At 51.1% G+C, this 22,533-nt stretch carries 25 protein-coding genes and 1 pseudogene; 17 read left to right on the plus strand and 9 right to left on the minus strand.

The window, feature by feature from the left end; all coding sequences use genetic code 11:
- The gene (locus ACYVBJ_RS12125) at positions 1-807 is read left to right on the plus strand and encodes a hypothetical protein (RefSeq protein ID WP_460982562.1); all 807 of its coding nucleotides are present in this window, start codon (positions 1-3) and stop codon (positions 805-807) included.
- A gap of 280 nt (positions 808-1,087) precedes the next feature.
- Here the strand turns inward: ACYVBJ_RS12125 and gltX are convergent, their stop codons facing one another.
- Both gltX and ACYVBJ_RS12135 read right to left on the minus strand, forming a co-directional pair.
- Positions 1,088-2,626 carry a glutamate--tRNA ligase gene (gltX, locus tag ACYVBJ_RS12130; protein ID WP_460982563.1) on the minus strand — a complete coding sequence of 513 codons (1,539 nt, stop codon included), beginning with the start codon at positions 2,624-2,626 and terminating at the stop codon, positions 1,088-1,090.
- 113 nt (positions 2,627-2,739) lie between these two features.
- Complete coding sequence (locus ACYVBJ_RS12135) at positions 2,740-3,123, minus strand: Rid family detoxifying hydrolase (RefSeq protein ID WP_460982564.1); 384 nt, start codon at positions 3,121-3,123, stop codon at positions 2,740-2,742.
- Between the two features lie 227 nt (positions 3,124-3,350).
- Here ACYVBJ_RS12135 and ACYVBJ_RS12140 point away from each other — a divergent pair, with 227 nt between their 5' ends.
- From ACYVBJ_RS12140 to ACYVBJ_RS12170, 7 genes are all read left to right on the plus strand, one after another.
- On the plus strand, positions 3,351-4,481 hold the full coding sequence (locus ACYVBJ_RS12140) for an App1 family protein (RefSeq protein WP_460982565.1): 1,131 nt from the start codon (positions 3,351-3,353) through the stop codon (positions 4,479-4,481).
- A gap of 102 nt (positions 4,482-4,583) precedes the next feature.
- Positions 4,584-5,429 carry a hypothetical protein gene (locus ACYVBJ_RS12145; RefSeq protein WP_460982566.1) on the plus strand — a complete coding sequence of 282 codons (846 nt, stop codon included), beginning with the start codon at positions 4,584-4,586 and terminating at the stop codon, positions 5,427-5,429.
- Between the two features lie 109 nt (positions 5,430-5,538).
- Positions 5,539-6,117, plus strand: coding sequence for an RNA polymerase sigma factor (locus ACYVBJ_RS12150; protein ID WP_460977940.1), 579 nt, complete (start codon positions 5,539-5,541; stop codon positions 6,115-6,117).
- Entirely contained in the window at positions 6,098-7,681 is a 1,584-nt protein-coding gene (locus ACYVBJ_RS12155) for a porin family protein (protein WP_460982567.1), read from the plus strand. The genes ACYVBJ_RS12150 and ACYVBJ_RS12155 overlap by 20 nt, the downstream gene beginning before the upstream one ends.
- 68 nt (positions 7,682-7,749) lie before the next feature.
- On the plus strand, positions 7,750-8,277 hold the full coding sequence (locus ACYVBJ_RS12160; protein ID WP_460982568.1) for a Rieske (2Fe-2S) protein: 528 nt from the start codon (positions 7,750-7,752) through the stop codon (positions 8,275-8,277).
- A 51-nt stretch (positions 8,278-8,328) separates the two neighbouring features.
- Complete coding sequence (locus tag ACYVBJ_RS12165) at positions 8,329-9,045, plus strand: hypothetical protein (RefSeq protein ID WP_460982569.1); 717 nt, start codon at positions 8,329-8,331, stop codon at positions 9,043-9,045.
- A 4-nt stretch (positions 9,046-9,049) separates the two neighbouring features.
- The gene (locus ACYVBJ_RS12170) at positions 9,050-9,628 is read left to right on the plus strand and encodes a YceI family protein (protein WP_460982570.1); all 579 of its coding nucleotides are present in this window, start codon (positions 9,050-9,052) and stop codon (positions 9,626-9,628) included.
- Here the strand turns inward: ACYVBJ_RS12170 and ACYVBJ_RS12175 are convergent.
- Both ACYVBJ_RS12175 and dnaN read right to left on the minus strand, forming a co-directional pair.
- Positions 9,604-10,860 carry a TCR/Tet family MFS transporter gene (locus tag ACYVBJ_RS12175; RefSeq protein ID WP_460982571.1) on the minus strand — a complete coding sequence of 419 codons (1,257 nt, stop codon included), beginning with the start codon at positions 10,858-10,860 and terminating at the stop codon, positions 9,604-9,606. The two genes, ACYVBJ_RS12170 and ACYVBJ_RS12175, sit on opposite strands and share 25 nt — an antisense overlap.
- A 94-nt stretch (positions 10,861-10,954) precedes the next feature.
- Positions 10,955-12,076 carry a DNA polymerase III subunit beta gene (gene dnaN / locus ACYVBJ_RS12180; RefSeq protein WP_460982572.1) on the minus strand — a complete coding sequence of 374 codons (1,122 nt, stop codon included), beginning with the start codon at positions 12,074-12,076 and terminating at the stop codon, positions 10,955-10,957.
- 159 nt (positions 12,077-12,235) lie between these two features.
- Here dnaN and ACYVBJ_RS12185 point away from each other — a divergent pair, with 159 nt between their 5' ends.
- The gene (locus tag ACYVBJ_RS12185) at positions 12,236-12,751 is read left to right on the plus strand and encodes a DUF2480 family protein (protein ID WP_460982573.1); all 516 of its coding nucleotides are present in this window, start codon (positions 12,236-12,238) and stop codon (positions 12,749-12,751) included.
- 60 nt (positions 12,752-12,811) lie between these two features.
- On the plus strand, positions 12,812-13,708 hold the full coding sequence (locus ACYVBJ_RS12190) for a LysR family transcriptional regulator (protein WP_460982574.1): 897 nt from the start codon (positions 12,812-12,814) through the stop codon (positions 13,706-13,708).
- Here the strand turns inward: ACYVBJ_RS12190 and ACYVBJ_RS12195 are convergent.
- Both ACYVBJ_RS12195 and ACYVBJ_RS12200 read right to left on the minus strand, forming a co-directional pair.
- Positions 13,658-15,142 (minus strand): annotated as a pseudogene (locus ACYVBJ_RS12195) (DUF6044 family protein). The gene ACYVBJ_RS12190 and the pseudogene ACYVBJ_RS12195 overlap by 51 nt on opposite strands.
- 164 nt (positions 15,143-15,306) lie before the next feature.
- On the minus strand, positions 15,307-15,486 hold the full coding sequence (locus ACYVBJ_RS12200; RefSeq protein ID WP_460982575.1) for a DUF6044 family protein: 180 nt from the start codon (positions 15,484-15,486) through the stop codon (positions 15,307-15,309).
- A 163-nt stretch (positions 15,487-15,649) separates the two neighbouring features.
- On the opposite strand from ACYVBJ_RS12200, the gene ACYVBJ_RS12205 reads away from it, so the two are divergent.
- Both ACYVBJ_RS12205 and ACYVBJ_RS12210 read left to right on the plus strand, forming a co-directional pair.
- On the plus strand, positions 15,650-17,188 hold the full coding sequence (locus tag ACYVBJ_RS12205; RefSeq protein ID WP_460982576.1) for a M28 family peptidase: 1,539 nt from the start codon (positions 15,650-15,652) through the stop codon (positions 17,186-17,188).
- Positions 17,189-17,277: 89 nt separating this feature from the next.
- Positions 17,278-17,511 carry a DUF4834 domain-containing protein gene (locus tag ACYVBJ_RS12210; RefSeq protein ID WP_460982577.1) on the plus strand — a complete coding sequence of 78 codons (234 nt, stop codon included), beginning with the start codon at positions 17,278-17,280 and terminating at the stop codon, positions 17,509-17,511.
- Here the strand turns inward: ACYVBJ_RS12210 and ACYVBJ_RS12215 are convergent, their stop codons facing one another.
- Both ACYVBJ_RS12215 and purN read right to left on the minus strand, forming a co-directional pair.
- Positions 17,512-17,904: a hypothetical protein gene (locus ACYVBJ_RS12215; protein WP_460982578.1), complete on the minus strand. Its 393-nt coding sequence runs from the start codon at positions 17,902-17,904 to the stop codon at positions 17,512-17,514. It lies immediately after the preceding gene.
- Positions 17,901-18,497: a phosphoribosylglycinamide formyltransferase gene (purN, locus tag ACYVBJ_RS12220; protein WP_460982579.1), complete on the minus strand. Its 597-nt coding sequence runs from the start codon at positions 18,495-18,497 to the stop codon at positions 17,901-17,903. The genes ACYVBJ_RS12215 and purN overlap by 4 nt, the downstream gene beginning before the upstream one ends.
- Positions 18,498-18,632: 135 nt before the next feature.
- Here purN and ACYVBJ_RS12225 point away from each other — a divergent pair, with 135 nt between their 5' ends.
- The 5 genes from ACYVBJ_RS12225 to ACYVBJ_RS12245 are packed head-to-tail and all read left to right on the plus strand — an operon-like array spanning position 18,633 to position 21,615.
- Entirely contained in the window at positions 18,633-19,259 is a 627-nt protein-coding gene (locus ACYVBJ_RS12225) for an ABC transporter ATP-binding protein (protein WP_460982738.1), read from the plus strand.
- A 19-nt stretch (positions 19,260-19,278) separates the two neighbouring features.
- A complete protein-coding gene (locus ACYVBJ_RS12230) occupies positions 19,279-20,004 on the plus strand; it encodes a peptidylprolyl isomerase (protein ID WP_460982580.1) in 726 nt (241 codons plus the stop codon).
- Between the two features lie 32 nt (positions 20,005-20,036).
- Entirely contained in the window at positions 20,037-20,963 is a 927-nt protein-coding gene (locus ACYVBJ_RS12235; RefSeq protein ID WP_460982581.1) for an SDR family oxidoreductase, read from the plus strand.
- Positions 20,960-21,349, plus strand: a complete 390-nt coding sequence (locus ACYVBJ_RS12240; protein WP_460982582.1) for a tautomerase family protein — start codon at positions 20,960-20,962, stop codon at positions 21,347-21,349. The genes ACYVBJ_RS12235 and ACYVBJ_RS12240 overlap by 4 nt, the downstream gene beginning before the upstream one ends.
- A 5-nt stretch (positions 21,350-21,354) precedes the next feature.
- Positions 21,355-21,615 (plus strand): DUF167 domain-containing protein, encoded by a 261-nt coding sequence (locus ACYVBJ_RS12245; protein WP_460982583.1) that lies wholly within the window; start codon positions 21,355-21,357, stop codon positions 21,613-21,615.
- 52 nt (positions 21,616-21,667) lie between these two features.
- Here ACYVBJ_RS12245 and ACYVBJ_RS12250 read toward each other — a convergent pair whose 3' ends face one another.
- The gene (locus ACYVBJ_RS12250) at positions 21,668-22,480 is read right to left on the minus strand and encodes a polyprenol monophosphomannose synthase (RefSeq protein ID WP_460982584.1); all 813 of its coding nucleotides are present in this window, start codon (positions 22,478-22,480) and stop codon (positions 21,668-21,670) included.
- Between the last annotated feature and the right edge of the window lie 53 nt (positions 22,481-22,533).

The raw sequence follows: 22,533 nt of genomic DNA on the forward strand, positions 1-22,533 counted from the left end.
ATGACCAAAGTTCTGATAGCAGTTAAGACTTACCCAACTATTTCGACTAAATATGATGAGCTAGTTTGCACTGCTGGCTTCACTGAAGAGGGAAAATGGATTAGAATATACCCGATCCGATTTCGAAAACTTGGTTACGAAAACCAGTACAAAAAGTATGAGTGGGTGGAAATCGACTTGGTGAAAAACGAGGGGGATTTTCGCCCTGAAAGCTTTCGTCCTCGCACTTTAGATGCCGAGCCTCAACGAATTAGAAAAGTTGAGACTGATAATGACTGGGCAGAACGTAAAGGAACTGTTTTAAGTAAAGTGTACGATAATATGAGTTTGTTGATTGCAGAAGCGAAAGACAAACAAATAGGTACTTCGCTAGCGGTATTCAAGCCAACTAAAATTATTGACTTCATTTGGGAGGAAGTAGAAAGGGAATGGGATAACGCAAAAATTGCCAGAATGCAGCAATTAAATCTATTTGAGCAAGGAAATAGTGGCAATGTAGTGCGTAAATTACCCTATAAATTTAGTTATGTTTTTGAAGACGTTGATGGTAAACGTCGAACTATGATGATTGAAGATTGGGAAGTTGGTGCGCTGTTTTGGCGTTATGCTACGGATGAAAAAGTGGCTTGTGAGAAAGTTAAACAAAAGTATTTTGACGACTTCGCTAAGACAAAAGATTTATACTTCTTCTTAGGGACAACAAAGCAATACCATTTTGTCGCGCCTAATCCATTCGTTATTATAGGTACGTTCCACCCTACATTTCCAAGACTACCAAAATTAAAGGCACAGTTAGAGCTATTCTGATTGTCACCAAGCCTTGTCAGCCTGATTCGTTGGTTCATGCGACAAAGCGTACGAAACCCAGACTTTGAAGCACTTTATGGACTAACAAACAGCATACATAAAGTCGCAAATTCACCTTATTACTCCGGCATGGTTGCTAATGTATTGAAGTTAATTGCTGATATCAGCATACTTACAACTTCCATTTTGGGGAATAATATCGATTAACTAATCAGGAGGTAGACTTCTAGTGCCGTTTTATCCCAACTTAAGATATTAAACGGCACTAGAATACCCAAGGCTATGCGCTTACTTTCAGCGTTGCCAATGCTTTCGACAGGCGGCTGATGGTTTCGTCTTTGCCAATGATTTCCATCGTGAGCATAAGGTCTGGTCCGGCACCGGAGCCGGTGAGGGCTAAGCGCATGGCCTGCATGATTTTTCCCTGCTTAATACCTGCCTGTTGCATGGCATCGGACAAAGAATGTTTGATCGAGTCGGCCACAAACTCACCTTCAAAACCTTGTAAGGCATCATGGAAGGCGGTTACCGCGCGTACGGCATCGTCGTTCCATTTGGCGGCAACAATGGTTTCGTCGTAGGTAACAGGGGCATTGAAGATGGTACCTGCTTCGGTAAATATTTCGCGAGCGAAGTTGACGCGGCCTTTTAATAAAGCAACGATCTTCTCAGCCTTATCAATTGGGCAGGCAAAGCCAGCGGCTTCGGCTTGTTGCTGCACGGTTGGCGCTAATTCGGCATCGGGCCGTTGACGGATGTACTGGTGGTTGAACCACTGCGCCTTCTGAATATCGAACCGGGCTCCGGCCTTGTGAACCTGCGCAATGTCGAAGCTGGCAATCAGTTCGTCCATCGTGAACAGTTCCTGCTCGGTGCCGGGGTTCCAGCCTAACAGAGCCAGGAAATTAACGGTTGCTTCGGGTAGATAACCATCTTCCCGGAATCCCTTGGCGACTTGTCCCGTTATGGGGTCTGTCCATTGAAGCGGGAAGATTGGGAAACCGCCGAGGTCGGCGTCGCGCTTGCTCAGCTTACCATTGCCTTCGGGCTTCAACAGCAGGGGCAGATGGGCAAACTGTGGCATAGTGTCTTCCCAACCTAAATACCGGTACAATAACACGTGCAGCGGAGCCGATGGAAGCCATTCTTCACCCCGAATAACATGGGTAATGCCCATCAGGTGATCGTCGACGATGTTCGCTAAATGATACGTTGGTAAGCCGTCCGACTTCAACAGAACCTTGTCGTCAATGGCCGACGAATGCACGTTCACCCAGCCGCGAATGAGGTCGTTCAGCCGAACTTCTTCTTTGCGGGGTGTTTTCAACCGGATCACATACGGTTCACCCGCATCCATCCGAGCCTTCACGTCGTCGGGCTTCATCGTAAGCGAGTTACGCATCTGCATCCGTGTGATAGAATTGTACTGGGCGGCTGGTGCATTCGCTTCTTCGAGCCGCTTACGCATGGCGTCCAGTTCATCGGCCGTATCGAACGCGTAATAGGCTTTGCCTTCAGCAACCAGACGCTCGGCTTCTTTCTGGTAAATATCTTTGCGTTCTGACTGACGGTACGGCGCGTGCGGACCACCGACACCCTGGCCTTCGTCGATCTGAATACCGACCCAGTTCAGAGCTTCCAGAATGTAGTCTTCGGCACCCGGTACGAAGCGGTTTTGGTCCGTGTCTTCGATCCGTAGCAGCATCTGACCGCCCATTTTCCGGGCGAAGAAGTAATTGTATAAGGCGGTTCGTACGCCACCAATGTGAAGCGGGCCAGTCGGGCTAGGCGCAAAACGAACGCGAACAGGAGTTGACATAAATTTTAAAGAGCGAAAGAGCGAAAGAGTGAAAGAGCGAAGCGCCCCGTCGAAGCGGAATAAAAGAGTGTGTTATATCCAGGCACTCTTTCGCTCATTCACTCATTCACTCTTTATTGAACTGCTATAACTGAAATTTCAACGTTAACGTCTTTGGGCAGGCGGGCGACTTCTACGGTTTCGCGGGCGGGTGGTTCAGACGTGAAAAAACGGCCATATACTTCGTTGATAGCCGCAAAATTGTTCATGTCTTTGACGAAAATGCTGCTCTTGACAATGTTCGAGTAGTCTAACCCGGCCGCCTTTAGAATAGCGCCAATGTTTTCCATCACCTGTTGGGTTTCGGCCTGAATATCGCCCTGTGGCGCTAAGTCAATGGCTACTTGCCCGGAGACAAAAAGCATCGAGCCGGCGTCCCGGACATTGACCATAACGGCCTGGCTGTACGGCCCGATCGGCGCGGGGGCTTGGTCTGTATAAACAATTTGCTTGCTCATAATTTTACTTGTGATTTGTCAGTGTTGATCGAGTGATTAAACACTAACCGTAAATTTGGCCGCAAGTTACCACCGCTTCGGCGCTCCACAAACTTATAGCTGGCTGAACGTAGTCGGGCCGCTTTGGGCAAGTTCTGGTTTCTGACGTAATAAAATACCGTATCACTCGCTTAGACTAACCTTTGGGTGACGTACGGAGTTGTCGACTGTGAACTCTTTACTACGTAATGGCTACCTGGAAAGAATTTTTGATAAATGCATCCGCGGATGCCGAAGTTCAGTTTGATCGACTTAAAAATCGGCTCTTTGGCCGGCTTGACGCAGCCAAGCCCTACAAGATTGTTTATTACCGCGGGTTTGGCAGTCCAACGGCGGTATGGTTAAAAGGTCGGGTGTTACGTGAGAAAGACCTGAGTACACCCTCCGACAACGATACGTTCTGGCAAAATTTATTAGCTACCTACCAGCGCTTCGAGAGCGATGAAGTGGCGGGGGTAACGGTACGTATAGAGGCCTTCGGTCAGGCGCACACGGCTGTTACAGACGAAGAAGGGTATTTTGAGGTGACCATTAATCCCCCAAATGACTTACCGCCCGGCCGAGTCTGGTTTCCGGTCCGTTATTCGCTGGATGGTATCGTTCAGCCCACTACGCAGGAGCCGGTGATCAAAGATGGATATTTAATGGTTTCACCGTCATTCAGCCAGTTCGGGATTATATCCGACATCGACGATACGGTGCTGGTTACGGGCGCAACGAGTCTGCTGCAAACGGCCCGGCTAACGTTTCTGGGAAATGCGTATACGCGGTTACCGTTTGCGGGCGTAGCGGCTTTCTACCGGGCGTTGCAGAGTGGTCCGGTTACTACGTTGTTTAACCCGATCTACTTCGTATCGAGCAGCCCCTGGAATCTATATGATTTGCTAGTTGACTTTTTCCGGATTCAGGGTATTCCTAAAGGTCCGATTCTGTTGCGCGACCTTGGACTGGATGTAAAACTGTTAAGTTCGCAATCGCACCACACGCACAAGCTGTCCATGATCCGGAAAGTGCTGGATGTAAATCCGCAACTGCCGTTTGTGCTTATCGGCGACAGCGGCCAGCAGGACCCCGAAATCTACACCCAAGTGGTACGCGAAAATCCGGGACGTATACGTGCTATTTATATCCGGGACGTATCACCCGATACGCGCGATGAGTCGGTACGAGAACTGATCCGAGTCACGGAAGCGGCCAATGTTCCGATGTTGCTGGTGACGGATACGGTGGCTGCGGCCGAACACGCGGCCAGCCTGGGGTTGATTGACTCCGATACGATTCCGGAAATCCGGGCGGATCGGCGGGCCGACAAAGAATAAAAAATAAATTTTTCGGTTACGCAACCCTTGCTGACAAGCGTCCGTATTGCTGAATGAACCGGTTCAACTGTTCAGTTTCTAACCTCTAACACAGTTGATACAATGAATTCATTCGCTGCAAAAAGTCGCCTGGTACTCGCGTCGGCCATGCTGACCGTGGTTACGCTGGCTTGTAAGGAAGACAATCCAGCCCTACCTACCGATGACATCGGTCTGGCTACTACGTCGGTGGGTAAAGTGCTTACCGGGGAGAACGGGAAAACGCTTTATTTTTTTGCGAGTGATGTTGCCGGTCAGGCTAACTGCACTGGGGGCTGCAAAGACGTATGGCCAGTATTCTACAAAGAAACGCCACGCCTTAGCGCGGGACTAAAAGCCAGTGATTTTGCTACAATTACCCGAACCGACGGCAGCAAACAGACAACATTTAAAGGGTGGCCACTCTACTATTACGTAAACGATGCCAAAGCGGGTGACGTAAGCGGTGACAAAGTCAATAACGTCTGGATGGTGGCGAAGCCCAATTACACGTTGATGATGGCATCGCGGCAGCTGGTCGGGAATGACGGAAAAAATTATCTGTTCGATACAAAAGAAGGTACGGGCAACTCCTTATTTTTAACCGATAGCCTGGGCCGAACCCTGTACGCGTTCGCTCCCGATAAAAAGGATAAGAACACGTACACGAAAGCCGATATGAGTAACAATGGTACCTGGCCGCTATTCGAGTTGTCGGCATCGAATCTAGGCGAAATTCCATCTGTGCTTAACCGGGCTGACTTTACCACTGCCACCAATGCCGTCGGAAAAGCGCAGCTTAGTTACAAAGGATGGCCACTTTATTATTTCGGAAACGATACGGAGCGGGGGAATACGAAAGGCGTAAGTTTTCCGCGGCCGGGTGTTTGGCCGGTGGTCAATACTACGTCGCCCGCAGCGCCGAATTAAGCCAGGAGTCTCGTTCATCAAGGTTATGAGGTTGTAAAAGTGAATGCGTGCCGTTTTGATTGAAGAGCCGACGCTTTGGCTTTATTGCAGATAATTATCCAACTTAAGAATGGCTAACGCTCCGAACATACAGGCCTTGCCCGATCTACTGGCTGGTTGTTTGCGCAACCATCGACAGAGTCAGGAGCTACTTTATCGGCAATTTTACAGCTATGCAATGAGCGTTTGTCTGCGTTACGCACCCACCCGGGAAGGTGCGCTGGAGGTGTTGAACGATGGGTTTCTGAAGGTGTTTACCCGGCTTGATCAGTACGATCCGGCCCAACCCTTCAAAGGCTGGCTTCGACGCATCCTGATCAACGCGGCTGTGGATCATTATCGGCAGGAAGTAAAACATCATAACCACGAAGACGTTGCCCAGGCCGAACATACCGTAGTCTCGGAGTCGGCCGATGCGTATAGCCAGTTAGCGCACGAAGATCTGCTGCTGCTCATTCAGCGGCTGTCGCCTGCCTATCGGCTGGTTTTTAACTTATATGTCATGGATGGATTCACGCACGAAGAAATTGCTGGGCAACTTGGAATTTCGGTGGGCGCGTCGAAGTCGAACCTGGCCCGGGCGCGGGAGAATCTACGCTTGTTACTGAAGCAGATAAACTACGATGAGTATGCAAGAGCTAACCGATGACCAATTGGACGGCCTCTTCAGAAAGTCGGCTGAAGAGTTCGATCCCCCATTTGACCCGGCAGCCTGGCAGGCCATGGAAAGTCGGTTAGACGCCCATGATGCGACCAGACCGCGGCAATCACCGATTTCGAAGTACTTACTCCGCTTAGGATTACCCGTTTTAGTGCTGCTTCTGACCGGTATAATCTGGCTGGCGTATAACCAACGTCAGCCAGTGGCATCGTCAGCTGTAACTAAGCAGGAAGTTACGGTCAATAGCAGGGTCGCAACTGCAACACCTAATGAGCGAGTGCTTACGCGCAGGCAGAAGCGGGTAACCGACGTAACACCCGAGAAGACGGGGGATGAATCGGCACGGATGACGCCCGAGCAAACCGAAGCCACGAAAGAGCCGCGCACGAACGGAAAGACGTTACCCATTGCCGATGACGCTGCTCCATTGCCAATGTCGTCAACTACTGGTAAACCAGTTGAGGTCTCTGCAACAAAAGGCGCAGCGCCGACGTATGGGGTGGTAAAAGCCAACCGGACCAGCCGTTCGCGCTTAACTGCTGTATCTGGTTCGGGGGCAACCGGCTCGCAACGTAACAGCCGCCGTTTTTCGCTGCAGAAAGTTAACCGCCAGAATAAACAAGGGATGACCTCAATCACGTATACGGGCAGTTCTCTTTTTTCGGGTACTCGTTACGAAGCTAATGAAGGTTCGTCGGTTAAAAAACGTCGGCAAAAACCCGGTAAGACGGAGTTGAAGTTTGTAGATGTCGGCTCAGAAACGGGAAACAATCAGTTACCGCCCGTTTCCGATCAGGCGAATCCGGTTGAGTTGCCCGCGCTGACGGAACTTCGGGCTAAACCCGGCTTTTGGTCCAAACCGGTGCTGGCAGTCGGCCGGGACGTAACGGTTCAGCCCGATACTCTGCGTCGCATAAGTGCTCAAAACCCGCCATTCCAGAAAGGATTGAGCGTTCGGTTCGTGGTATCGCCGGATTTAAGTACGATTGGGTTGCATGACTTCACCCGGCCGGGCACCAACGTTGGTATGATGCTGGAATATCGGCTGGCATCCCGCTGGAGCGTTCAGGTTGGAGTGCTGCGTAGTACAAAAGTGTATAGAGCGTCGACGGATTATTATGACCTGCCTGCATACACCGCAAACTGGCAGGTGCAGCCAGAAGGCGTTAGCGGACGATGCAATATGATTGATATTCCCATTAATCTGCGATATGACCTACTGTTACGTCCCGCGCCAAACGGTCAGGGCGTGAACCGGTGGTTTGTAAGTGGGGGCGCAACGAGCTATATCATGCGGCAGGAAGATTATGACTATGAATATGCTGATCCGAATAATCCCCACATTTATCCGGACAGGAGGGGATGGCATGGCAACACTGGAGACTATAAGTTTAGTCAGTTAAACCTCTCGGCGGGCTACGAACGAACGTTCAGCCGACGCTTGTCCTGGCAGATTGAGCCATTTCTAAAAATGCCTTTAAAGAAGATTGGCTATTATAAACTCAATCTGCTGAGTACGGGAGCCTTTTTCTCCATTCGTTATAAACTCTGAAAATTTCTTTCCAGGCATTTAAACGCCTGTTCAGCGTCTTAATCAATGTAACTACACGAAATATAACGATGAAAACTAACCTGACTACCGACCTGATAAAACGGGGTGAATTTCTTCGCAGCCTGGGCTTAAGCAGTGCAGCCTTAATGTCATTTTATTGCATGGGCACGCTGACGTCCTGTTCCAGCAGTCATGACCCGGCTCCCGGCGGCTCAACCAACGGCACCACTACTCCCGTAACGTCAACGGGTTTAACGGGCAATGCCGATACGTCGAAAGGGGCCGTAAACTTTACGCTGGACTTGACGAATGCTGATTTCAGCACCTTAAAATCCGAAGGGAAGTTCGTAAAAGTAGGCAGTGTGCTGGTCGCCAACACAAAGGGCAATAAGTACGTAGCTATTCAGCGGCTTTGCACGCACGAAGGTTTCGACACCATATCCTACCAGTTAAGCGACGATAATTTTAATTGCAGCACCCACGGGTCCGTTTTTAAAACAGACGGGAGCGTTCAGACCGGGCCCGCAGCCAGAGCCATGAAACTATATAAGGCAACCCTTAGCGCCGACGGGAATAAGCTGCAGATCACGGAATAAAAATTGAAAAGCCATCCTTCATTTGTCATACGGTATTTGTCAGCACATCACATGAGAAGAAAAGTAAGTTGGTTCTTAGGACTGCTGGTCATGAGCATAAGTACCTACGGCTACAATGGTCCTGCTGACACGACGCTTAGCTCAATCTCGGACCAGGCCATTAGTTTGGCAGATACGACACCGGTCGGAACTGATACAACGGGTGCTGATCTGCTGGCGGGGTTATCTGACCCCACTGAAACACAGCCGCTTCTGCCTCACAAAATGATTTTTACGCAGCGCGCTTTCTGGGGTCCTAAAGGCTTGTTACGTACCACGAACATTGCTCCACTGACGGCAGAAGGTCGCGCGAAAGAGTTGAAAATTCGTCGGACCATGCTGGTTGCCCATCAGATCGGTGGGTTCATTACGCTGGCTGGTTTTATTACCCAGGGTTTGCTGGGAGCTAAGCTCTACAAAGCGCAGGGACAGGAGTACGTGGATACGCGACGCTGGCACGAACGAACTGCTACGTTCATCAACATCTCGTATGGAACAACGCTGGCGTTATCGTTAACCGCTCCACCCCCGGTAGTCGGGGCCAAGCGCGGGTTTACGTCGATCAAGCTGCATAAGTACCTGGCCGTTGTTCACCTGACCGGAATGGTAGCTACCAATGTGCTGGCGCACATGATTGAGAAGGATTTTACTTTAAAGCCGTATCATCGGGCAGCCGCCTACACTACGTTCGGGGCCTACGCGGCTTCAATCATTGCCTTAACGTTCTAGCTTTATGAAAAAGACAACCTTTTATGGCTGCCTGGTAGCCATCTCGATTCTTTGTGCCTTTAGCAAGCCGTTAGCCAAGCGAAAATTAATGGCCGACAAGAGCGTGTCGACCGTTACGTATGCAGCTAAGCACCCGCTTCATAACTGGGAGGGCGTTAGCCGGGATGTCAACTGCGCCATGATCTACAACGATGAAACGAAGCAGCCCGAAACGGTGGCGGTCTCTATTAAAGTGGCCTCGTTTGACAGCCAGAACAACAACCGCGATTCGCACGCGATTGAGGTGTTGGAGGGACTAAAATACCCAAACGTAACGTTCGTTAGCTCCGAGGTAAAAGCAGGCGATAATGGTGCGCTGACCGCTAAAGGAATCTTAACCTTTCATGGTGTTGCTAAACCGGTTACGTTGCAGGCTACCCGTAAAGAGGCAGGTGGGAAAATGACGCTAACCGGCGAGTTTCCGATTAAAATGTCGGACCATAGCATCGAACGACCTTCGTTGATGGGCCTTAAAACGGAAGATGATATGGTGCTTAAATTTAATATTGTGTTTGCGCTTCAGGCTTCGCCCGCCGGAACCTGACTGGCGGGTAGAGAATCAACAAACCGGGGCTTACGAAATCCCCGACGAGCCAGAATAGCGCTGACAATTGTCAGAACGGAGGCCAGGAGGTAGGGCGCACCAGGTAAATAAACTGGTGCGCTGGGGCTCGTAAAAAACGAGAACAGGTTAGTCATAATGAGCGGTCCGAAAATGGCCGTTGTGCTGGTCAGACTCGTTAAAGCACCCTGTAGTTCGCCTTGCTCGTTTGAAGGAACTTGATTAGAAATAATACCCTGAACGGATGGTCCGGCAATACCCCCTAAGGCGTAAACACCCATGAAGGCAAACATCATCCAACTTTGATTCGCCAGAGCGAATAAGGCAAATCCTAAGGCACTAAACAGCAAGCCGACGTAAACGGATCGTTGTTGGCCAAGTTTTGGAATAATCAGTCGACTTAGACCACCCTGCACAATCGCAAATGACAACCCAATGGCGGCTAGCGACAACCCGACCGTCTTCTCGTCCCACTTGAATTTCTCCATGGTGTAGAACGTCCAGGTACCCTGTACGGCAAACCCAGCGATGTAGATAAGCACCAGTGAGGCCACTAAGCCCAGGATCACCGGGTATTTGCCGAGCCGCATCAGCGAGCCAACGGGATTAGCCCGTCGCCAGTTAAACGGCCGACGATTTTCGGGGGCCAGCGACTCAGGAAGAATTAGCAACCCATACAGAAAATTGAGCATGGTTAAGCCCGCAGCCACGAAAAACGGCATGCGTGGACTATACTGGCCCAGAAAACCACCCAAGGCTGGCCCCAGAATAAACCCCACGCCAAATGCAGCACCAACGAGCCCAAAATTCTGTGCGCGCTTCTCTGGTGTGCTAATATCGGCAATGTAGGCAGTGGCGGTTGTAAAGCTGGCCCCCGTTACGCCCGCCAGCATACGTCCTACGAATAACCAGCCAATGCTCGGTGCAAACCCCTGCAGGATATAATCGAGCCCGAACCCAAAGAGTGAAAACAACAGCACTGGCCTCCGCCCGAACCGGTCGCTTAGCCCGCCCAGAATGGGTGAGAAAACGAACTGCATGGCCGCATACGAAAACGTCAGCCAGCCACCGTAACTGGCCGCCTGGCTGATGTTGCCGTCAATGAGCTGCTCAATTAGTTTTGGGAAAACCGGAATAATAATCCCTAACCCCGTAACATCAATGAGAAGTGTTATGAAGATAAAGATCAGGGCCGGGGCAGTACGTTGTTTCATAGAAAGGGAAAAAGGAATATACGTAAGAAAGGGATAAAAGGAAGTCGCCATTTGGCCTTCTCCCTTTCATCCCTTTCCTACCTTTCATCCTGATTTATGCGTATGTATTCAGCATGACCGGCATCACCAGCATGAGGATGTCTTCGTTTTCCTCTTTATCGGCTGGAATAAGCAGCCCTGCCCGGTTCGGCGCCGATAGTTCAAGGGTTATCATTTTAGCGCTCAGATTGCTTAAAACCTCAGCCATCAGCTTGGCGTTGAAGCCAATTTCCATTGCGTCACCATCGTAGTCGCACAAGAGTTTTTCGTTCGCTTCGTTGGAATAGTCCAGGTCTTCGGCCGAGATCGTGAGCGAGTTGGCTTTCAGGGACAGACGAATCTGGTGGGTGGTCCGGTTGGCGTAGATCATAATCCGCTTGAGTGAGTTAAGCAGATCCGTCCGGCCAATGGTCATTACGTTCGGATTGTTCGTCGGAATGGCGTTTTCGTAGTCGGGGAAGCGCTCGTCGATCAGGCGGCAGATGAGTTGCGTAGGTCCGAACGTAAAGGAGGCATTTGCCTGGCTGAATTCCGCCGTTACGGGCGTGTTTTCGGGCAGAGAAGCCTTCAGCAATTGCAGTGCCTTACGCGGAATGATGATCGACGTACTGGCCGATGAACCAAGATCAGTCCGGCGGTAGCGGATAAGCCGGTGCCCATCCGTTGCCACAAACGTTGCATTGTCATCAGTCAATTGCAGGTATACACCCGTCATAGCCGGACGCAGATCGTCGGTGCTGGTGGCAAAAACAGTGTTATTAATGGCTCCGAGCAGAACGTCGGACGACATTTCGACCGATATGTTTTTGTTAACCGTCGGCAGTTTCGGAAAGTCGATGGGGTTCTCGCCCGAGAGTTTGTAGCGGCCGTTATCGGTCAGGATTTCAGTACCGAACGTATCGGTATCGATGTTCACCGTTACGGGTTGTTCCGGCAGACTACGCAGCGTATCCAGCAGGAGTTTGGCGGGAATTGCAATAGCCCCATTTTCGCTCGCTTCGACCGGAATCTCCGTGGTCATAGTCGTTTGCAGGTCCGACGCGGTTACGGTAAGGGTACCGTCCTCTATGCGGAACAGGAAGTTTTCGAGAATCGGCACAATCGGGTTGGTCGCCACGACGCCGTTAATATTCTGAAGGTTTTTGAGTAAGACGGACGAGGAAACGATAAATTTCATTGGCCAATCGTTTAAGGACGGTTCGTTATTAGATATAAGAACAAAAGTAACAAAAATTACCGACCTGCCTGTTGCCTTTTTAAGCGAACTATCGGCGAATGGTTAATGTAGTATGAATAGCGGATAAGGACAGACTATGAGCCTTAATCTATTGAGTATATGGAAGCCGAAATCGTTAACCGGGTGGCCAACAGCGGCCTCATTACGCTCGATCTGGAAGAGTACTATCACCCCGGCGAGCGGGTTGTGTACGACCTGAAAGATAACCTGTTCATGGGGTTGATCTTAAAGGAGAAAGACTTCCGCGCGTTCCTGAAAGAGTACGACTGGAGCCAGTACGCGGGCAAGAACGTAGCGTTAACCTGTTCCGAAGACGCAATCGTTCCAACCTGGGCGTATATGCTGCTCACCATTCAGCTGGAGCCTTACGCTAATATGATCGTTTTTGGCACCCTGGCTGACCTGGAAGAGAAGCTGTATTTCGATGCCATCGCCCGCATAAACCCCGCTGATTATAAAGACGCTCGGGTGGTGGTGAAGGGATGCTCTAAAGTCCCCGTACCTACGGCGGCTTACGTTGAACTAACGCGAGTGTTGCGCCCGGTTACACAAAGCCTGCTGTTCGGCGAGCCCTGCAGCACCGTGCCGTTGTATAAGCGCCCGAAGGAGCGGTAGGCGCTTCGGTAAGTGGGGTATACTTTTAATGCGTTTATTTGCACGTAACCCCATTCATTTATGCTCGACTTTCGCCTGAACGTTTTTTACACGGTTGCCAAGCGGCTAAGCTTTACCAAAGCGGCCGCCGAATTGTTTGTGACGCAGCCTGCGGTAACGAAGCATATTCAGGAACTTGAGCATCATTTCGGTACGGCTCTGTTCGATCGACGTGGTAATCAGATCAGTCTGACTGTGGCGGGTAGCATACTGCTGCGTCATGCCGAAGCAATTATGGCAACGTACCGCCAATTGGAGTTCGATATGAACGCGCTCAAAGGCCAACCCGGCGGTACTCTGCGGCTTGGAGCCAGTTCAACGATCGCACAGTACGTAATCCCGCCCGTGCTGGCGCGTTTTCATGAACAATCGGCCGACGTGGCTATTTCCCTGGTAAGCGGAAACACGGAACAGATTGAGCAGCGACTCCTCAACGACGACATCGACCTGGGCCTTGTAGAAGGACGAACTCATCACAGCGACATCCGCTATACGCCATTTGTGAAAGACGAACTGGTGCTGGTTTGCCGGGCTGATCACCCATTGGCCGATCGGGACGAGATTACGCTCGATGAACTACGGGTAGTGCCGATCGTATTGCGTGAACGGGGCTCGGGTTCCCTTGAAGTCGTAGAACACGCCCTGCGTGGTGTAGGACTTCGACTAACTGACCTGACCGTAGAAATGCACTTAGGCAGCACCGAAGGCATTAAGTCGTACCTGAGTAATTCGCGTTGTATGGCGTTTATATCCGTGTTTGCCGTGCAGGATGAATTACGGCTAGGGGCGCTAAAAATAGTTGATGTTCAGGCACTCACCATTCAGCGCGACTTTTATTCGATTCAACTACAAGGGGTTGGCGGAGGACTAGCCGATACGTTTATGCGGTTCGCCCGCCAGCATTACAAGAAAGGATAAAGGATCGGGCGTTTTGTTGCTGAGTTCATGATCTCGTAGACCCAGCCAGCTACGCCAGTAGCTGGCTGGGTCGTCAAACTCTTTGCGTAATCGAAGTTTGTTTTCGATAGCGTTGCGAATAGGAACGGCCGATAAGACGTATCGACCGCCAAGCGATTGAAGCGCTACTGCATCAAGAGCCAATTTAGTAAGGCTCCGTTTTTTGTGTTTTCCGCAAAAAGCGCTTTCTGGCGATATCCCTAGTTCGGCGGAATACGTATAGCAACGGCAACCGTAGGCGTCGTAGTAGGTTACAATTGCGCGTGCTTTGATGAGTTCACGGGCGATCACCCGGCGGAACGAATGCTTGTAGGAAACCAGATAATTGTTTTGGTAGCTGTCGAGCGTATAGAAACCCTTGTACAGCGCAACGGCCGGATGCATACCTACGCTTACTATCCGATACGCAGCCTGCGGGCGACCGATGTAATCCCGTACCTTGCTGAACAAATCAGGTGCATAGAAGGCCCGGTAAGACGGATATTCTTCATCACTTACCTGGCCTGTCATCTTTCCGATATTGATTGCCCATCTGTGGTTCGCCATAAGCATGACCATGAACTGCCCAATTAGAAAGAGCCGGTTCAAAAAACTGTTGGACTTATACGCCCGCAGCGACAGGCTGAACAGATAAAACCACAATAGCGGCAACAGAAAATAGAACCGGTCGAACGGGAAAACTTGTAGCGGGCCGCCTTTACCTGACCACACGGCCGGGAATCGATAAAAACCGCTGAGCAAGCAGATCGGCAACGTTATACCCACACCCACAACTAACCCGCGCCTGAGCGTGTAACCGCTTGATCAATGGCTGCGCAACGTTGTAAATCCAACGACGGCCAATATCCAAAGTGTTGAAAAGGAGCCGCTATGGTAATACGTTCGGGTAAACAAGTCGAATGTTTTGCGGAAGCTGTCCGCGATGGTAAGCGGCAGGAGTCGGGCGTAATCGTATTCCGTACGTTGAGAGCTATACGTTTTGGCCAGGAACGAGTAGATCATCTGCCATTCGCTGGCCAGAAACAGCAGCGAAAGCAGCACAAGCCCACCCACATAAGACCAGTTGATCCGTTTCCGCTTAAGCATGATCGCAAAACCAGGTACGGCAAGCGCAATACAGATGAACAAGCCTGACCAGACGAAAAATGAATAAAAGGGAAACAACGTAATGATCAGCCAGTCGGTCCAGTTGGGTTGTTTTCGGGTAAGCAGATTCAGGAATGAATAAAGCAGGATTGGCTGACCAGTAACCGATACGCCATGAACGATGTAAGTAGGAACAAGCGCAAACAGAAATGCAACGGCCACCCGCGTCAGGCCTCAGGTCTGCTCCGGCAAGACATGCCGTTTCAGCAGCAGATACATGCCCGCGAAGCCAATGCCATGTACCGCCACCAGGTTACTAGCATAAGCTGCGTAGGGCGGTAATAAATAGAACGGAGAACTTCCAGGTTTAGCCCCGAACGTAACGCCGACCGGGGAGCGCCGTTCATGATGTTGGGTAAGGCGGTGTTCCGGTCGAAATCAAAGGCAGTGCCGGTGATTTTCAGCAGGTACAGCTACAAAAAATCACTGTCCAGGTTATCGTGAATAGTTACGTATGCGTCTTCGCCAAGCCAGAGGTACGGAAACACATACAGTGCTAGCAGTCCGGAGGCAATAAACAGGTAGGTGCGCTCGGACTTAGCGGTAAACGTAACAGAGATATCAGTAGATAATCCAGTGAATGGGAACGGCATAACCAGATCAAAAGCAAAGCAAAACTAAATGAACCTAGACCGGAGGCCAAGGCGTATCGATACGCTCGTTGCAGGAGGCTGACCGAAGCGTTGAGGACGTAGCGTCAGAGGACGTAAAGCCGCCGGTCTTTTTTGTATTTTTACAACCTTAATCGCTTCCAACATGCAAACGACTCCGTTCGTAACCTTACTTGTCGGACTTACCTTAACCGTTACGTCTGTACAAGCGCAGAAACGATCTGCAAAATCAACTGCTTCACGCACTCAAACGGCTACTGCCAGACTACCGGAGTTCAACGTCTCACGCGCCGAGGTCGAAGAACATACCCGATATATAGCTTCCGATGCCCTGCAGGGACGGCGGACGGGTGAGCCCGGCAATCAGAAGGCTGCCGAATACATTGCCCAGCACTATCAGAAATTTGGGCTTAAACCTGCACCGGGCCAACCGGATTTTTTTCAGCGAATCAACCTGAACAAGGTCAAAGCGGCTAGTTCGGCGGTTATGGTTATTGGGAACGACAGCCTGAAACTCGGTAAAGAACTGGTCGTGATGGCCGGTGGACCAACGGCTGTTTCTGGCGAAGTCATTTACGTCGGCTATGGATTGACCGATGGCGAAGATGGTTACAAAGGACGGGATGTAAAAGGCCGGATTGTGGTTGCGCAGGGCGGCTCACCCGATGCGAAAGGACCCCGTGAAATCTTTAGTGCGGCCAGTCGTAAGCGGCAGATCGCAGCCGAAAAGGGAGCCGCAGCTTTGCTGGAACTATACAGCGAATCCATTCCGTGGGGATTTGTTAACCAGTATTTCACCAGGGAACAGGTTGCCGTAGCCGAGCCAGTTGGCAATACAGACCTGGCTCACTTGTGGGTCAACAACGCCAACAACCAATACCGGCAGTTGAAAGAAGCCGGTACAAATGTTCAACTTCAGACATCCGGGCGGCCTCAAACTTCGGTGTCGTCGGCCAACGTAGCGGGCGTTATTGAAGGATCTGACCCGAAGCTGAAAGAAGAGTATGTGATTTTATCGGGCCATTTTGACCACATTGGCGTTGGGAAGCAGGGTGGTAGTGCGTATCAGCCATCCGACAGTATTTTCAACGGTGCCCGCGACAATGCCATGGGCGTTACGGCCTTATTAACGGCAGCTAAAGCGCTGGCGCTGCAACATCCGAAGCGATCGGTTCTCGTGCTGGCCCTAACGGGCGAAGAAGTTGGCCTGCTGGGCAGCCGGTACTACGCGGAACATCCGCTGGTGCCTTTAAAGCAAACGATTTTTGATTTAAACACGGACGGAGCCGGGTACAATGATACCACCATCGTATCCGTAATAGGCCTGGAGCGAACCGGTGCCAGAGCCGAAATAGAAGCCGGCGCGAAAGCCGTTGGTCTCGGCGTTTTTGCCGAGCCATCGCCCGAGCAAGGTCTCTTCGATCGGTCAGATAACGTAAGTTTCGCGGCAAAGGGCATTCCGGCTCCTACGTTCTCGGCGGGTTTCAAATCATTCGACGAAGCTATTGGCAAGTACTACCACCAGGCCATCGATAATCCGGAATCACTGGATTTTAACTACGTTCACCGCTTTTGCCAGGCTTTTGCGCACACCGCCCGCCTGATTGCCGATCGGGCCACTCGCCCGCAATGGTCGCCGGGCGATAAGTATGAAGCGGCCGGAAAAGCGTTATATGGACAGTAAGCACTTAACGGCTAGTCCTTCTAGGTACTGGAAGGACTAGCAAACTAATCTGTTCCGACGAGCGTTTAATTTACATCAACGATATCAATATGCTCTTTAAATATCTGTTTATCCTGACCCTGATCATCTTGTTTGTGCCTCCCGTGCGCCGGTTTGTGTTCTATCTGCTGGTAGGGCGGCAACTGGTTAAGGAGCAGAAGCGTCAGGGGGATTTATACGGTAAACGTCGGGAAGGCGAAGTAAAGGTCGATAAACGTCAGACCAAACAAGACGGCTCCAGCTTCAAAGGCGGGGAGTACGTTGATTACGAAGAAGTTAAATAGTTAGTATTCTTTTCGGTACTTCACCGCCAGCCCGGTCATTAGGTAGCCGTTGGTGGTCATCGAGGTGTAGTATTGGTAGCGTACGCCCACCAACGCGTCGGCCCCCAGTTTTTTGGCCTCCATGGTCAGCCGGGCGAGCAGCAGTTCCTTCTGCTGCATGTCGTTGCCGCGACTGAGCATTCGTTTGTTGGCCGTCTGTCGCTGGTCCAGCGGCACGTCTCCTTTGGTTTCCAGATCTTGTATGGGCTCAAATGGGCGTTCGGGGCGCTGGTTCTCGTAGAACACATCGACCGGATAGTTCGGGCTGTTTTGCAGGTACACAATTGGTTTAAAACAGCTGGCCGAAACCCCGAAAACGACCAGTACGCAAAGTAGCTGCCGGATTACCTTCATGATACGTCATTCCTGGATTGTAAGACCTCCCCGACAACTCTTGGGTAGTGCTCATGCTCTAAAAGCTGCACCTTTCGCGCGACCTCTTCGGGCGAGTCCGTTGGCAAAACAGGGCAACTGGCCTGAAAAATAGTCTGTCCTTCGTCGTAGCGCTCGTTCACGTAATGAATCGTTATACCCGATTCGGTTTCTCCCGCAGTCACCACGGCTTCGTGGACGAAGTGGCCGTACATCCCCTTACCGCCAAACTTGGGCAGCAGCGCCGGGTGAATGTTGATGATCCGGTCGGGAAACGCCTGCACTAACCCAGAGGGCATCAACCACATGAAACCAGCCAGTACAATCAGGTCAATTTGCTGCGCCTGCAGAATCTGTGTGATTCGGTCAGTATCGTAAAAAGTCGTCCGATCGAAGAGCAGCACCGGGACGTGTACCCCCCTGCCAAAACCACGCCGAGCCCGATCGATCACACCGGCTTTCGCATTGTTGGAGAGCAGTAAGGTAACCTCAACGTCAGGGTTACCCGTAAAATAGTCCGCAATTTTTTCGGCATTGGAACCGGAGCCGGAAGCAAATAAAGCGATGCGTTTCAACGGAGACAAGGGTTAACGGTTCACAAACAGAACAAGACGGGTAGCGTACAGCGCTTTGTTTCCGACCATTATATGGATTGGTTTCCGGCGAAATTACAACTTTTACCTATTTTTGCCGGTAGTCGCTATAATTCGATGCTGGCAACCCATCAACTCACCTTTGAATACGGCCCGACCAAACAATTTACGTTTCCAGACGTGCGTTGTGCCGATCGTGAAGCCCTGCTGATCTTAGGACGCTCGGGAACGGGCAAAACAACCCTGCTTCACCTGCTGGCTTTGTTGCTTCGTCCGAAAAGTGGCTCGGTGGTTATTGACCAGACCGACCTGACGCAGCTTAGCGTGTCCCAAACGGCCGCCTTTCGGGCTCAGCATGTCGGCATCGTTTATCAGAAACCTCATTTCGTTAGTTCGTTATCGGTACTGGATAACCTGCTGATGGCGAATTATCTGGCCAATAAGCCACAGGATAAGGCCCGCGCCCGTCAGTTGGCGCAGCAGCTCGGCTTTGGCGATCAGCTGCCTAAAAAAACCAATCAACTTAGTCAGGGCGAACAGCAGCGGGTTAGCATTGCCCGGGCCGTTATGAATCAACCGACGGTTATTCTTGCCGACGAGCCAACCTCTAACCTCGACGACGAAAATACGGAGCGTGTTGTGCGCCTGCTCCGCGAACAATCCGAGCAGATCGGCGCGAGCCTGATCGTCGTCACGCACGATCAGCGGCTGAAAGATGTTTTCCAAAACCAGGTTCTCCTGTAGCCATCCGCTTGCCTTCTCCATGAAAAAAACGCTCTTATTACTCCTGTTGATGCCGGTTCTCGCGCTGGCGCAAAACAAAAAAAAGAAAGATTATCTCGTTACGCTGACTACGAATTACGGCCCCATGCGCCTTGTGCTGTTTGATCAGACGCCAAAGCACAAAGAGAATTTTATAAAGCTGGTTAACCAGAAGTTTTACGACAGCCTGTTATTTCACCGTATCATTCAGGGGTTTATGATTCAGGGCGGTGATCCAAATTCACGGAAGGCAGAGGCCGACCAGCCGCTGGGCAACGGCGATGTCGGTTACAAAGTGCCGGCCGAGATTATGCCGAATCTATTCCACCAGAAAGGAGCGTTGGCCGCTGCACGCGACAATAACCCGGAGAAAGCCTCCAGCGGTTGTCAGTTTTACGTAGTGCAGGGCCGCGTCTGGACCGAAGATGAATTACAGAAACAGATCGAACGAGGCCGCAGCCGCGCTCCCGAACGTACCGTTACCGAAGAGCAGAAGCAGATTTACAAAACCCTGGGCGGTAGCCCTCACCTGGACGGAGGTTATACCGTTTTCGGGCAGGTGATCGACGGGCTGGCTATTGTAGACAGTATTGCTAAACAACCGCGCGATCCGCAGGACCGTCCACTCAAAGACATCCGCATGACCATGAGCGGTGAATGGGTTAAGAAAAAGAAAATAACGAAGCAATACGGATATTCCTATCAGCCCGTCGCTTCGAAGCGCTAACAATCGTTCTCCGCGATACTACAATCGACTTTATGAAGAAAATTCTGCTTACCGGCGCAAACGGATTACTAGGCCAAAAGCTGGTTGACTTGCTCACACGACAACCCGATGTAGACTTAATCGCTACCGCACGGGGCGCGAATCGGCTGCCTTATTCGGACGGATATAGTTATCAGTCGATGGATATTACGGACCGGGACCAAGTCCTGACGGTGATCGGTGAGACTCGTCCTGACGTAGTTATCCACACAGCGGCTATGACCGATGTGGATAAATGCGAACTTCAGAAAGATGCCTGCTGGGCGCAGAACGTAATGGCTGTAGAGTACTTAGTCGAAGCCTGTCGGGCCGTTAATGCCTTTCTGGTGCACGTTTCCACCGATTTCATTTTCGACGGAGCCGCCGGGCCGTACGATGAAACGGCCGAAGGCAATCCGATCAGTTTTTACGGATGGAGTAAATATGCAGCCGAAAAGGTGGTGCGCTGCGCCGGTCAGACTGGTACGACAATTCGCTGGGCCATCGCCCGGACGGTGCTTGTGTACGGTATCGCACACGATATGAGCCGGAGCAACATTATTCTCTGGGTCAAGAAGTCGCTGGAAGACGGGAAAGCAATCAAAGTCGTTACGGATCAATGGCGTAGTCCGACGCTGGCTGAAGACCTGGCCATGGGCTGTTACCTGATTGCCGATAAAGAAGCCGAAGGTATTTTCAACATATCGGGCAAAGAGGTGCTGACCCCATACGATATGGCCATCAAAACCGCTGATTATTTTGGGCTGGATAAATCGCTGATTGCTCAGGCCGATGCCTCTACGTTCACGCAGGTTGCCCGGCGGCCACCCCGCACCGGCTTCACGCTCGATAAGGCCCGTACTGTATTGGGGTACAACCCACATACGTTTGAAGAAGGGATTGCCGCCTTGGCGGAACAATTGAAGCGCGAAGTGGTATGAGTCAGGTGAAAATCTACGGGGTTCGCGAGTACCTGCTTCCCATCCGGAACCATCTTTCCGACGTCATTCATAGCTGCGTGGTCGAAGCCCTTCAGTTTCCGCAAAACAAGCGGGCGCATCGGTTTTTTTACCTCGACCGGGACGATTTCTTGATGCCCGCCACCGCATCGGAGCGCTACGTTATCCTGGAGTTTATGATGATGAGCGGCCGCACGGTTGAGACGAAGAAACACTTGATTCATCTGCTATACGAGCGAATCGGAGAGCAGGTCGGCCTGGCCGTTACCGATCTGGAAATCTGTATTCTGGAAAGTCCCCCGCCTAATTGGGGGTTTCGGGGTATGACTGGCGACGAGATCAAGCTAAATTACAACATCAACATCTAGGCGTCGTGGTTCTTCATCTGAAAGTTAAGCCGGGCAGTAAAGTCGACCAGCTGTTCTACGATGCCGCCGGACAACTGAACGCGAAGGTCAAAGCCCCCGCGCAGGATGGGAAGGATAATGCCTACCTGGTTGAATTCCTGGCCAAACAATTCAGTGTCGCTAAATCGAACGTAACGATTGTTGCCGGGTTCACCAATCCCTACAAACGCATTGACATTGACGCCAAAGAAGATGAGATCGAAGAAAAGCTTGGAAGATTGACGTAACAAAAATCCCTCTCCGTAATAGAGAGGGATTTTTGTTGTAAAATCGTATACATTAAACAGCGTCGACCGGCTCTTCCGCTTTGGTCGCTTCCCGCCGAGGAATATAATGGCGGAAAAAGCTGCTGATCTTCATCTGCAAGACGCCAAATACGGCTTCCTTAAAAATCTTGGACGACATTTTCGATACGCCCTTCGTACGATCGGTGAAAATGATCGGTACTTCCGTTATGCGGAACCCGTATTTCCAGCACGTAAACTTCATCTCGATCTGGAACGCGTAGCCGACAAATTTAATCGGATTGTGCAGAATCACTTCCAGCACTTCGCGTCGGTAGCAAATGAAACCCGCCGTTGGGTCCATGATGGACATGCCGGTGATAAAACGAACGTAAACGCCCGCAAAGTAAGACATCAGCACCCGGCCCATAGGCCAGTTTACTACGTTAACGCCCCGGATGTAACGTGACCCTACGGCAACGTCGGCCCGATTTGGCCCTTCGTCGGCGCAGCCGTGGTACAGGCGAATTAAGTCCTCGGGATTATGCGAAAAATCGGCATCCATCTCAAACAGGTACTGATACCCCCGCGACAGGGCCCACTTGAATCCGTCAATATAAGCGGTGCCTAATCCTAATTTACCCCGCCGTTCGAGCAAATGAAGCCGTGGTCCGGCATCCCAGTGCGACGAGCCAGTGGGCGGAAACTCTTCCTGCAGGTCGCGAACGCGCTGGGCAGTTCCATCGGGTGAACCGTCGTCCACGATGAGCACATCGAATGGTTCGGGCAGGCTGAAAACCTTACGGACAATCGCTTCGATGTTCTCAATTTCATTATATGTCGGAATAACGACTAGGCGTTCTTTCACGGATTGTCAAGTGAGTTAATGAGATGGTATGTATAAAACAGCAAAGACCCCGT

The sequence above is a fragment of the Spirosoma fluminis genome (assembly GCF_054778895.1).